Origin of the sequence: [Flexibacter] sp. ATCC 35208, assembly GCF_001975825.1 — a bacterium.
Classification (GTDB): Bacteria; Bacteroidota; Bacteroidia; order Chitinophagales; family Chitinophagaceae; genus Chitinophaga.
Window position 1 is genome coordinate 21165 of sequence record NZ_MTKN01000011.1, and the last position, 13588, is coordinate 34752.

8 protein-coding genes are annotated in these 13588 nt (G+C 43.7%); 2 read left to right on the forward strand and 6 right to left on the reverse strand.

The window, feature by feature from the left end:
• Window positions 1-19 precede the first annotated feature (19 nt).
• Window positions 20-1945, reverse strand: a complete 1926-nt coding sequence (locus tag BW716_RS08905; RefSeq protein WP_083722187.1) for a PKD domain-containing protein — start codon at window positions 1943-1945, stop codon at window positions 20-22.
• Window positions 1946-2039: 94 nt separating this feature from the next.
• On the opposite strand from BW716_RS08905, the gene BW716_RS08910 reads away from it, so the two are divergent.
• A complete protein-coding gene (locus tag BW716_RS08910; protein WP_143708790.1) occupies window positions 2040-2741 on the forward strand; it encodes an SIMPL domain-containing protein in 702 nt (233 codons plus the stop codon).
• A 45-nt stretch (window positions 2742-2786) separates the two neighbouring features.
• On the opposite strand, the gene BW716_RS08915 is transcribed toward BW716_RS08910, so the two are convergent.
• From BW716_RS08915 to BW716_RS08935, 5 genes are all read right to left on the reverse strand, one after another.
• Window positions 2787-4181: a SusD/RagB family nutrient-binding outer membrane lipoprotein gene (locus BW716_RS08915; protein WP_083722189.1), complete on the reverse strand. Its 1395-nt coding sequence runs from the start codon at window positions 4179-4181 to the stop codon at window positions 2787-2789.
• A gap of 10 nt (window positions 4182-4191) precedes the next feature.
• The gene (locus tag BW716_RS08920; protein ID WP_083722190.1) at window positions 4192-7236 is read right to left on the reverse strand and encodes a SusC/RagA family TonB-linked outer membrane protein; all 3045 of its coding nucleotides are present in this window, start codon (window positions 7234-7236) and stop codon (window positions 4192-4194) included.
• 243 nt (window positions 7237-7479) lie between these two features.
• Complete coding sequence (locus BW716_RS08925; protein ID WP_220388731.1) at window positions 7480-7869, reverse strand: hypothetical protein; 390 nt, start codon at window positions 7867-7869, stop codon at window positions 7480-7482.
• 367 nt (window positions 7870-8236) lie between these two features.
• Window positions 8237-10216, reverse strand: coding sequence for a DNA topoisomerase (ATP-hydrolyzing) subunit B (gene gyrB, locus BW716_RS08930; protein ID WP_083722192.1), 1980 nt, complete (start codon window positions 10214-10216; stop codon window positions 8237-8239).
• A 150-nt stretch (window positions 10217-10366) separates the two neighbouring features.
• Window positions 10367-12046, reverse strand: coding sequence for a hypothetical protein (locus BW716_RS08935; protein WP_143708791.1), 1680 nt, complete (start codon window positions 12044-12046; stop codon window positions 10367-10369).
• 395 nt (window positions 12047-12441) lie between these two features.
• On the opposite strand from BW716_RS08935, the gene BW716_RS08940 reads away from it, so the two are divergent.
• The gene (locus BW716_RS08940) at window positions 12442-13353 is read left to right on the forward strand and encodes an AraC family transcriptional regulator (protein ID WP_143708792.1); all 912 of its coding nucleotides are present in this window, start codon (window positions 12442-12444) and stop codon (window positions 13351-13353) included.
• Window positions 13354-13588 lie beyond the last annotated feature (235 nt).

The window sequence follows — 13588 nt, forward strand, 5'->3', positions numbered from 1 at the left end:
GTCTTTTATCTTATCAACGTTACAGTCCCTTTCCGGCTGAATTTATGCCCTGTATAATCCGTTCCCTGTATATCATGTATACATAAGTGCCAACAGGCGAATCCTGCCCCTTAAAAGTGCCATCCCATGCCCCTGTCAATTCACTCGTCCTGAACACCTCCTTGCCCCATCTATCCCACACACATAAAAAATCCAGTTGAGGTACACCCGGCGATATTGCCCTGAACCAATCATTCTGCCCATCATGATTCGGTGAAAAAGCACTTGGTACATAAAACTCCGGCCCCGTATAGGCCTTCACTGCCAAACTATCCACCTGTACACATCCCTCTGGTGAAGTTACCGTCAATACATATTTCACATCCTGAAACAACACTGCCACAGGATCTGCAATCATCACATTATTCAACCCTGTAGCAGGCGACCAGCTATAACTTAAATTATCTCCTGTTGCTATTGCATTCAACTGCAAAGGTTGCCCTTTCTCGATCAGCGTATCGCGTCCCGCATCCAATGCAATATCAACTATCTTCACAGGTAGCCAGAATGAATCAGACAAACAGCCATCCCTGCTCACAGCATATACACCCGCTGTATATACACCCCCTGTTTTATACACATAACTAATATCCTGCAGGGTGGATGTATCTCCATTTCCAAATGTCCAATGCCAGCCTGCTAATGCAATAGCAGGTGTAAGATTCGTACCCGAAAAATCAATGGCATCCCCTATACACGCATCACCCCCACTTGCACTAATCACAGGTGTATTATACACAGAAAGCATTTGTATCGTATCATCACTACAACCCTCTTTCGTCAACACAGATAAATGCACGGGATAGGTGCCGGGAGTAGTAAAATCAGCGACTATATTCTTCCCGCTATCTGTATGTCCATTCAACTCCCAATTCCATGCTGTCAATGTTCCCACTTCCAGTGTCGTTGCATCTTTGATCGTCATTATTCGTCCCAAACACAATGGATCGGTAGACATCCCTGCAATCGGATAAGTCCCGATCGTCACCTGCTGGTGCATGGTATCCGAAATGCATCCACTATTATCCTCAATCACCAATGTTACATCATATACACCCGGTTTTGCATAATGATGCTCTCCCGGTTGCGATACATTTGCCGTAGTGCCATCTCCAAAATCCCACAACCATCTTGTAATCGTACCAAAGGACTTGGATGAATCACTAAACAGGATCGGATCGCCTATACAGAACCGCTGATCATCCCTAAATGCTAACTCTGGTCTGAGTGCTGCGCAAAACTGTTGCACATTGTACGCTCCTCCCGTAGATCCTGCAAATCCCCAATATACCAAGGGGCTATTATTGAAAATTTCCTGCACAATATCTTTCTGCAATGATAGTCGCAATGCCCCATCCATACTCACTGTCATTTGCATGGCTACCGCATCCCACTTTACCCTGAATATATGCCAGTTACAATCTTCTATATTATCGTTCCCATCCAGCGCCGTCACCGGCCCAGCCAGGTTATTGACAGCATTATGATCCGTCACTCCATTCATCTGTATCGCCACATGATCGTAGTAAGGATCATGGTCAATTTCATTCTGCCAGGTATCAATAATAATCCCTAAAGAAGGACTGATACCCTGAAACCCGATACCCGACCCGGTAGCTCCCAGGTTCGTTCCTTTTGTCTGCAGGATAAAGCCAATGCCATCGGCGCCATCGCTGTCTTTACAACCCAGGTTTACATCAAAATAATAGTCAAAGGAATTGCGGAGGTCAATCTGGTTCTTATTCCACACGGTCCCGCTCGAGGTATTTACATCCTGAGTCAGTACATAACAGTTACAGGTACGTTGTGTAGCGCTACCATTTAGAATATAAGGAGTCTGAACCTGTGCATTGGCAAAAAGCGGCAGGCAAAACAGTACCATAATAAACCCCGTGGACGTTGACATAAAAAGTTGGAATTCTTAAATATAGTAAAAACTTTCCCCCCTTTTATGGAATTTGATATTTCCCCTGCATCATGAAAGAAAAAAACGGAATACTATGAAGAAGATATTATTAACACTGTTGGTTGTAGGAATGGTAATCACTGGATTTGCGCAGGATACGAATGATAAAAAAACGAAGAGTATTGCAGTAGACGGTACTGCCGAAATGGAGATCACTCCGGATATCATTTACCTGAACATTACTCTACAGGAATATCAGAAAGACAAGAATAACAAAGTTGACATTTCTACACTGGAACAGCAATTGACCAAAGCCGTTGAAAAAGCCGGCATCGCAGCGGAAAATCTGACCATTGCCAACATTTCGGGCGATCAGTGGTGGAGAAAGAAAAAGAAGGATGCAGATTTCTATGCCTCAAAAGAATTCAGACTGAAAGTAACTAGTCTCACAAAAGTGAACACCATTTTTGATGCAATAGATGATGCAGGTATTACCAATGTATATATCAGTGAAGCGACATCCAGCAAAATGGATGAATATCGTCAGCAGGTAAAAATAAAAGCATTGCAGGCTGCTAAAAATAAAGCAAATGTAATGCTGGAAGGGATCGGGGAAAAAATAGGCGGAGTTATGCAGGTAAATGAAAATAATGTCAATGTGGTTTTCCCTGTATATGCCAATGCGACTATGAACAGGGCGTTTAAATCAGAAGATTATGCTGTTGCTGATACGAATATTGACTACCGCACTATTAAAGTGACAGCTGATGTAAAAGCAGTTTTCGCTATTCAGTAAGCAATATAGCCAACCCCACTATGGGGTTGGCTCCTTTTAATTTTATTATTCTCCATCCCACCACACACGATCTGTTAGTTTCACTGAAGGCACATTTGCTCCATTTGTAGAGATCTCACTATTCGGATATAAAAACCTGCGAGGCAAACTAGTGATGTTGTCATTCGCAATCAGCGATATCACAGGGTACCCCGTCCTTCTCCAATCTACCCAGTTTTCAGTAGAGAAATTATTCGCAATATTCTTCTCTTCAATAATTAATTGCATGGCATTTGTTGCTGACAATGTTCCTCTGTTTGAAAGATAAGTTTGTGCAGCAGTACTACTTGTATCCACCCCTACCTTTACCATATTATCCACAATCGCTTTCCTGTAAATAGGCTGTGCTGCAGCGTATCCTGACACAATGTAAGTTGCTTCTGCTTTTATAAAATCAGCTTCTGCTGCATTCAACACATACCCATTAGAAGCAATGTCGCCATAGAAACTACCCGGTACAGAATAATAATCAATATTACCCGCACCACTTCCAATTACATTTCCTGCATATGCATCCGTAGCATTTGTTTTACTTACCAAAAATGGTAAACGTGGATCTGCCCTTGCTACCAGTGTGTCTACATAATGTGATGCTAACACCAGTGTTGTTGTACTAAAGAAATGCAGGTACCACGGACTGGAAGATGTACCACTACCCGAATATGGAAAATAACAATCGTCAGCATTGCTACTCATGCCACTTGCCAGCGCATCTAATGCCAGCGAAGCCTGTGCAGCCGCGGTATGGCCAGTCGCATTTGTGAGGTGCATATAATACCTTGCTTTCAATGTATACGCCATCTTTATCCACTTGCTCATATCACCACTATACATGTAATCATCTGTGCCTGGCGTAGAACCTTTGCCTTCATTCAATGCTGTAATTGCGCTATCCAACAGTAATTGAATCGTGTTGTAAATACTCTCCTGCGAATCAAATTTTGGGGTACTCAGGTCAGTGCCTTCAAATGATTCGGAATAAGGAATATCACCCCAGAAGTCAGTAGCGGTGCCTATTGTATACGCTGTCAATACTTTTGCAATACCTGCATACATGCTATTTCCATTCGTGATGGCCTGTATATTCAGTACATGCAGATTATTCAGTTCAATCGTATAAAATGAATCCCAGTAGTCATCGAAGGTCGATGTTGTAACCAGGTAGTTCGCTGTATTCGGCATGGGTTGATTAGGTACGCAATACTGCATCCATTGATTCACTAATACAGCAGCATTGCCATTCGCTACATACGTGGAGGCTCCTGCTTCTACAGGGCCGAGTAACAGGCTTTCTGACACTGATTCAGGCAGGTTGGGATTGTCGTTGACATCCAGAAACTTTTTGCATCCCGCCAGCAAAGAAGCTGTGAAGATAGATATGATGATGAATGATTTCTTCATGTTCGAAAATTTAGAAAGTAATTTTTATCGTAGCGTCGAATGAGCGGGAAGTCGGTGTAGTAAAGGAGTAGAGACCTAAGCTACTATTGCCGTTCCCCCATGAATTCGCTTCCGGATCAGGACCTGAGAAATTAGAAGCTTTGTGGATCCAGAGATTACGACCTGTCAGTATAAGACTCGCATTTCTGAAAGGCAGATGGCTCAATGCTTTCTGACCAAGTGAATAAGAGAAGCTTACGTTGCGCAGTTTGATATAAGATGCATCCTGTATCACTTGTTCCGTAATACCGCTCACCTGTTGCCAATATTGTTGCCCTGTTACAGATACCGTGTTCTGTTGGCCTGTTGCATCGCTGATACCTTTCACGACTCTGTCGGCGCGGTTTTCCGTTACTTTAGACACACCATAGAAGAGGTTGTATCCATCATCCGCATTTTGCAACTGACCCCCTTGTTTTGTATCGAAGAAGAAACTTAATCCGAATTGTTTATAGCGGAACTGATTGGTGATACTACCTAACCATTTCGCGGTGACATTACCCAGTATATTGCTGTTGTCATCAGAGTATGGTAACCCTGAACTATTGATACGCAATTGTCCATCATCAGTGCGTGCGAATTTGGTACCTTTCAGTACACCCCATGGCTGGCCTACGATGGCCCATGAACTACCCACACTCGTTTCGTCCAAACCTGCACCAATCTGGGTAACTTTGTTATTCATTTTCGTATAAGTCAGCGTTACATCCCAGCTAAAATCTTTTGTTCTGACAGGTGTTGCATTCACTAATACTTCCAATCCTTTTGTCTCCATCTTTGCAGAGTTGATGGTGGTAGTACTATAACCAGTGGAGTTTGGCAGCGCAATGCCTTCTACTAATCCGTCAGACATTTTACGATCAAACCAGGATGTTTCAAAGCCTAACCTGTTATCTAAGAATTTCATTTCCAGACCAAATTCCAATTCTTTCTGCAATTCATTTTTCAGATTCGGATTGCCTAATGCAGTGCTGAGCAGGAAGCCGTTCTGGCCATTATAAGGGAAGTTTAAATTGCTGCTTACATCACCGTAAATCACTGCCTGATAATAAGGTGTATTTGTGGCATAAGCGCCTACGTTATCATTACCTACTACAGCATAAGATGCCCTGAACTTACCGAAGTTGATCGTCTTTTTTAGTTTGTCAGATAATAATTCAGAGAAGATGAAAGCCGCTGCCGCAGAGCCATAAGGATAATACCTGTTAGATGATGATAATACAGAGCTACCATCATAACGACCTGTCAGATTCACGATCAGTGTTCTGTTGTAATCAATTTCACCCTGTGCATAGAAGCCTACTTTTCTTACCAGTGTAGATGATTCCCCATACGTTACAGACGATGCACTGGCCATGTTGTAATAGTTAGCTTTTGCCAGTCCTAAACCATAGGCAGACATAGCATCTTTGTATTTAGAATAGACGTTGTTACCCAGCAGTAAACTTGTATTCAGCTTAGGGTTCACCTCTTTTCTCAACTGCACCATGAAGTCGTGGTTGAACTGACGCAATGTTTGATTTTTAGACTGTACCAGACCCTGAGTGTAAGTCACATCGCCTACGTTGACATGATAGTGCAGCTGATCCTGGTACATATCTGCTCCCATTCTTTCAGTGACAGAAAGCCAGCTGGTAGGTGAATACACAAAGGTGGCTACTGGCAGATACCTGTTCACCACTGTGGTATTCAGTACATTGTCTAATACCCAATATGGATTGTTACGGCCGGAGCGATACATACGTTGTGTGCCATCCTCATTCAGGTAAGGTTTCAGATTGTAAGAAACGGGTGCGGCAAAGATGGTCCAGAGTGGATTCTCCAATCCCCATCCCTGTGGCATGATGTTGTTCTTGACAGAGCTGTATGTGAGCTGGAAGGAAGCAGAGAGATTATCAAGGATCTGTGTGGTGTATTTGGCAAACAGGTTATGCCTTGTATAATCAGTATTAGGAATGGTACCTTGTTGATTGAAGTAGGTGTATGATAAAAAATAACTTGAGCTGGCATTGCCGCCAGAAACAGAGACGGTATTATTGGTAGAAATTCCTGTTTTAAAGAACTCTTTGGCTGGATTATGAAAAGGTACTTTTGCTCCGTTCACACGCAGGGTATCCATACGTGCACCCCATGAATTTTTGTTTTGTGTGGCGGTCGTTTCCCCATCAGAATAAATGCCCTTTTCACCCAGTGAATACGTGGTCTGGCGATCAGGGAGATAAGATTGTTCGAAAGATAACCCGGAAGATAAGGTAACAGTTGGCTTACGGTTGTTGCTTCCTTTTTTGGTCGTGATGAGCAATACCCCGCGGGCACCTGCAGAACCATACATGGCAGTAGCGGCAGCGCCTTTCAGCAGGTTGATGCTTTCGATAACAGATGGGTCGATATCAGAGAGACGATTAGAGCCTGATCCACCGTCGTTAGGATTGTCTGTTTCATCGTTGTTGACAGGTACTCCATCCATCACGATTAAAGCCTGATTTTCGCCGTTTAAAGACGTAATACCGCGCACTACGATACGGGAGGAGGAACCGGGCATGCCAGATGAATTTGTGACCTGTACGCCTGCTACCTTGCCGGTAAGCGTATTCACGATATTCGGCTCTCTTGAACGCAGAATTTCATCGCTCTTCACTTCCTGTGAACTGAACGTAAGATTACGTTTTTCCTTCTTTACACCCAGTGCGGTCACTACGACTTCATTGAGGTCGCTGGCGCTTTCAGCCAGGGTGATCGTAAGTGAATGGCCGCTGCCTGTACCCACTTCTTTAGTGAGGAAGCCTACGGCTCTTACAATGAGTGTGGCATTGGGTGCGACTTCCAGCGAGAATACCCCGTTTTTGTCAGTGACAACTCCTTTGTTGGTCCCTTTAATGTTAACTGATACAAAGCTTAGCGGATGTGTGTTTTCATCGGTCACTGTCCCCTGTATCACCCTGCTTTGCGCAAAGGTAAGGGCACTAAATAGCAAGCCCGCCAGCAATGCTGACAGGTAATATGAAAATTTCTTCATACAACGGAGATTAGAAATTGGTTTTTAAGATGAAATAAAACTCCCTGTAGGCCATCTGCGCAAATGGCCTTTATTGTTTATTGTTCCTGATTAAAGAATTCATGATTTACTCCAAATGTAATCTGTGGGGCTTCGAGTCCTTTTATGGTAATTAACTATCTATGCTCAGATATTAACCAGAAATAAAAAGTCCCGCTTTAACAAGCGGGACACGATGGAAAAAGATTTCAAAAAAAACGATGATCAATAAATGTTGACTTTAAATATTCCGTCCGTTAATGGCTCTTCTTTCTCGCCATTGTCTAAAATGCCGGCAAATGTGCCTTCGGCATACTTACTATTTATGCTTGTAATTTTAATTGTCGCTGTAGTACTGAGATAAGATGCAACCTCTGCAGACAAAGAAGGCGACCATAATATGGTGGCGCCATTTGCCTCTGTATATGTGCCCACTGCAAGCGTGTCAGGAAATATAACTGTCACTGCAATGTGCTTGCTAAGGTTACTGGTCATACCTTCAATGGTCAGGACTTTCTTGCCAATGCCAGTTGTATCGGTCATATAACCACTCGCGGTGTTAGCTGAAAAAGCAGTGCTTTCGAACGCGAATGATAAGGATCCCGATGTCGACACTGCTTTTTCCTTTTGACATGCGCAAAAGGATAGCACCAGACACAGAAGTCCCAGGAGGGAGCTAGGTTTCATAGGATAGTTCAAATTCAATAGGTATAGAGATAAATAGGAGTGCAAAATACAGAGAAAAGAGATGAATTAAATAAAAGATTTATAAGTTTTTTAACAGGTATGTTCACAATAAGATCGAAGTGACTGTAAATGAGAGAGAAATAAATTGTCCACACCTTCCACAAAATGGTATAAAATTAACCTTTGGTAATAATTTTAGAGTTTAACTAGATAATTTTATGAATATGCCAGAATCATAATGACATAAAAAAGACTGGCCGGAACCAGTCTTTTTCGCGTATATATAAAATTTTAACTAGGCGTCGATCTTTGCATACTTCGCATGAGACTCGATGAACTCTCTACGTGGAGGTACTTCATCTCCCATCAGCATACTGAATACGCGATCCGCTTCGGCAGCACTTTCGATAGTTACCTGCTTCAGGGTACGGTGTTCAGGATTCATGGTAGTTTCCCACAGCTGCTCAGCGTTCATCTCACCCAAACCTTTATAACGCTGGATGGTCACGCTGTCTTCTTTACCATGTGCCAGTTGCTGGATCGCTGCTTTACGGTCTTCTTCCGTCCATGCATAGATCTGCTCTTTGCTCTTCTTCACCAGGTACAGAGGTGGCTGTGCGATGTACACATAGCCCTGTTCTACCATCGCCTTCATATAACGGAAGATGAATGTAAGGATCAGTGTCGCAATGTGACTACCATCCACATCGGCATCCGTCATGATGATCAGCTTGTGATAGCGGAGTTTAGACAGGTTCAGTGCTTTATCATCTTCTTCAGTACCGATGGTTACCCCAAGGGCGGTGAAGATATTCTTGATTTCCTCGTTTTCGTAGATCTTGTGCTCCATAGCTTTCTCTACGTTCAGGATCTTACCACGCAGTGGCAGGATAGCCTGGAAGCTACGGTTACGACCCTGTTTCGCCGTACCACCCGCGGAATCACCCTCGACCAGGTACAGTTCACATATTTTAGGATCATTCTCAGAGCAGTCAGCCAGTTTACCAGGCAAACCACTACCGCTCAATACACTCTTACGCTGTACCATCTGCCTTGCTTTACGCGCAGCTTCACGGGCCTGGGCGGCGAGTACCACCTTGTTGATGATGGTTTTTGCTTCACGTGGATGTTCTTCCAGGTAAGCATCCAGTACAGCAGCTACAGAACTGTCTACCACACCCATTACGTCGGAGTTACCCAACTTGGTTTTGGTCTGACCTTCGAACTGTGGCTCAGGTACTTTTACACTTACAATAGCGCTCAAACCTTCACGGAAGTCATCACCGGTTACCTCCACTTTGGTCTTTTCGAACATTTTGTTCTTATCGCCATAGCTTTTGAAAACACGGGTAATGGCGCGGCGGAAACCGGCTACGTGTGTACCACCTTCAATGGTGTTGATATTATTTACATAAGAGAAGATGTTCTCAGAGAAGGAATCATTGTAGATCACTGCTACTTCTACCGCTACATTGCTGGCAGCATCGACTGTTTCTACAAAGATAGGATCAGGCAACAGAGGGTTACGACGACCATTGCGATCCAGCATGGATACAAATTCGACAATACCGCCTTCGCTGTAGAAGACTTCATTTACAGAGTTGCCCTGGTCGTCTTTTTCACGATCGTCCGTAAGAACGATACGGATCTTCCTGTTCAGGTAAGCCAGCTCGCGCAGACGGCCAGCGAGGATCTCCCTGTTGTAGGTAGTATCCTTGAAGATTTCACTATCTGGTCTGAAGTGTACAGTTGTTCCTGTTTCGTCGGAGTCACCGATTTCACGTACTGCATATTGAGGTACACCGCGGGAGTACTCCTGTTCGAACAGTTTACCATCGCGTCTTACGGTTACATGCAGCAGGGAACTCAGTGCGTTTACGCAACTCACCCCCACACCGTGCAGACCACCGGATACTTTATATGTGTTTTTGTCAAATTTACCTCCTGCGTGCAGTACGGTCATTACCACTTCCAGCGCTGAACGGCCTTCTTTGGTATTCATCCCTGTCGGGATACCGCGACCATCATCCACTACCCTGATCGAGTTGTCCTCACAGATAGTGACATCTATATTCTTACAATAACCTGCCAGTGCCTCATCGATCGAGTTATCCACCACTTCATATACAAGGTGGTGAAGACCTTTTACGCCAATGTCACCAATGTACATCGCAGGGCGTTTACGCACCGCTTCCAGACCTTCCAGTACCTGAATGCTATCCGCATCATAGCCGCCCTGGGCTGGAGTAGTTACTTGCGCTATTTCTTCGCTCATATTTGGGTGAAAATGTAGTTTAGAGTTGAATTCTCGTGAATTGTGCAAAAATACGAAAAATGAGGCTTATTTCAATGTTTAATGTGCAAATAAAATGATGTACCGATGGGTTATTTTTTTTACCTCGGCTTTTTCACATTTCGATAACAGTTATATGGGTGAGTGTTCCCCAAGTACAGTTTCCTTGATTCCCGTAAAAAGGGTTTTCCATACCAGGTTAAAGAACGATTTATTTGGGTCCCTGGTATAGTTAGGGTGTGCAATTCTTGTTTGCCCCTTACCCGGGTTCTCATCCTTGATTACCATGAGGTTGGCAATAAAGCTGATCAGGCCCTTCTTTTTGAATTCATGGCTGCCTTCTTCTTTTTTCAGAATATTCACCTTCAGGTCTGAATAAAGGAACTTCACTTCTCCTTTTGCTCCCTTTTCATCGCCGTTCATGCTAAAGCTCAGGTCGTTGATCTTACATGATTTTACTTCTACCATGCCCAGAGGTTTCAATACCGGGTTTAGCTCTTTCCCATCCATATCTTTTATCTGCCCGGTTACGGAGAATCCGCCTCCCTTATTTTTCAGGCTAAACCCAAAATGGGCTTTCAGTTTACCACTTTTCATGAGTACGGCATCGAGGTCGATGGTGAGCATAGACTTGCGGGCAATGACTGAGTCTATATTGGTCACATTCCGGAATATACCGTGCACCTGTTTGAAGCTAAGTTTGCCGGCTTCCTGCGATTTCGGGTTTATTTCCGAGTAGAGAATGTCTGTTTTCTTGCCAATGATGGTATCTATATTAATAGGTACCGCTACTTTTAGCAGTATCTGATTGGGGAATTTACCCAGTTTGTTGCCGGGAGATGGAGGCAGATTCCGGTTATGGTAAATATCCAGGTTACCGCTGTTAATAACCACTTTTCCGGCCTGAACGATTTGATCTTCAAGCAATAAGCGAGGTTCCAGGTTGGTAATATCAATATCATTCAGCTGTACATCGAACCTGTCGCGCTGATAGACGGATTTGTTGTCGAATTGCTCCCTGTTATACCGTGGTTCTACCTGGAACTGCTTGATTTTGATACTTCTGTCTTCTGCACTGTAGTGTACATCTCTCACATTCATCCAATAAAGGCTGTCCGGGGTGCGATAATGGTAATTTTTCAGGTCTAAAATATAGTTACGGGCATACAGGTAGCGGGTAGGATCCTGCATGGCGACGGAGTCGATGAGGAAATCCCTGACCTGTATACTCAGTTCACTCACCTGGGTATAAATCAGGCTACTATCTTTTTTGATATAGGTATACTTCAGGTTGGTATTGTCGAGGAGCAGGTTCCCCAGGTGTATCGAGGAGATTTTTTTCGAAATGTTCTGATAGGCATTCCGGGGCTTGGTCGTATCGATATTCCGGGTATTGAGTTCCAGTATGATACTGGGATTATGCAGCGCTAAGGAGCTGGCGCTCAGTTGTTTTTTGTGGAAGTAGCGCCATACTTTGAAATATTTCAGGTTGATCTCGTCAGCGCTGAAAGTATACAGGAACCTGGGGGCTTTGTGCTGTTGCTGTAAGCGGGCATAGACAGCGGAGTCTCTGACCAGGCTTACTTTTTCAAGGCTCAGGCTACCAGTAATGAGGTTGAGGTGCAATTTACTGTACTGAAGGTTATACAGGCTGTCAGACATGTCGAGGACATAGCTCTTAAGCTGTATGCGTATCTGATTATCCCAGCGGTGGGCCAGGTACCATGCGGTAGCCATGACTAAAAGAATAAAGCTGGCCAGGATGATCAGGGCTTTTTTCAGCAATTGACGTATAAAGGATTTTCTTTCCATTAGGGATGAGTGAACGAATTTCATACCAGTACGCACCCGGAAGTAAAAGTAGTGTATGTTTTCTTATATAATACAAATGCGGTATAGGTTTAATCATAGGATAAACCTATACTTATCATAGGGGTAAACCGTCAATAACCCATAGATAACCCGCACATATCCCGCCTCTATATAGATGCGGGTTATTGGCGGGATATAGGCGGCTTATGGGCGGGTTATCTCCCTGAGAGTGTGATAGACGTACTATAGAGACGATGGGGTATCTGGAACCTTACACCAGGTTCCCTTTTGGAAACCACGTGTTTTGGTCACCTTACTGTCAAAACCGTTTCCATTAAAAATTGATTGACTATTTTTGTCAGGATTTTAACAATAGATAAGGAAATTTGAAAGAGTTGCAGGACATATTAACATTGGCTATCCGTCAGCCTGCTATGAGCGATCAGCTCGAGTTGGCAGTATCCGATAGCGTGGCAGTACCGGACTGTCTCGATTTCACATTGCAGCGGTTCACATATGACCGCCCTTTGCCAGTAGAAGATGTAGCGATGGTGGTATACCAACCGGCAAAAAGAGGGCAATCAGCTGCTGTGGAACTACGATATTGTGTAGCCGGGAATAAGTATTGTCAAAATCCAGGATGTACAGACCAGGTATGCGCACATAAAAAGGAGAACTGCAATTCCAAGCAGCCTTCTATCGATATGATCACTGTGCGTTTCCAGCCGTCGTTCATACAAACCCTGCAGAAGGGCTCTACGACAAGTACCTTGTTTGACATGCAGTCACGTAAGCCGTTTGTAAAGACATTGGCGCCAAGTACCAAATCAAAAGAGGTATTGGAGCAAATGGTGCATCATAATTATGAAGGGGCACTGAAGAATATCTTTTTGCAGAGCAAGGCATTGGAGTTGTTGTTATTCAGCTCTGACCAGTTTGTGCAGAACGATACAGACGACCGTTTTGGTTGTCGTTTCCTCACTCATATGGAAGATCGTGGAAAGATCGAGAAGGCAAAGGATATCTTGCTGGAACAGCTGGATGCGCCTATTACCATTCGTGATCTGGCCCGTAAGGTAGCGATGAACGAGTGTTACCTGAAGAAGGGATTCAAGGCGATGTATGGTACTACTATTTATGATTACTTCCAGAAGGAAAGAATGGAGAAGGCGAAAGGGCTGCTGTACGAAAAGGGAATGAGTGTGAGTGAAGTGGCGATTTTGATGGGGTATTCCTGTATTTCACATTTTTCCACTGCGTTTAAGAAGCATACGGGGTTGAAACCATGTGAATTGTTATTGCGCTAATAATCAGCTTATTATATCGAAAGCCTCCTGTTTTACAGGGGGCTTTTTTTTTCTAAAATGGGTTTTCATCCTTGTTGGTGAATTCCTTTTTTCATGAAGTTTTTTATTTGGATGAGGTTTTCCTTTTTCGATCATTAGTTTTCCCGAATTCGAAAAGGAACTATAGAAGATTGGTGCATCTTTGTATCACGATCGGCAGATATCTATCCTGATCATCCTTATAAGCTTCCTTATC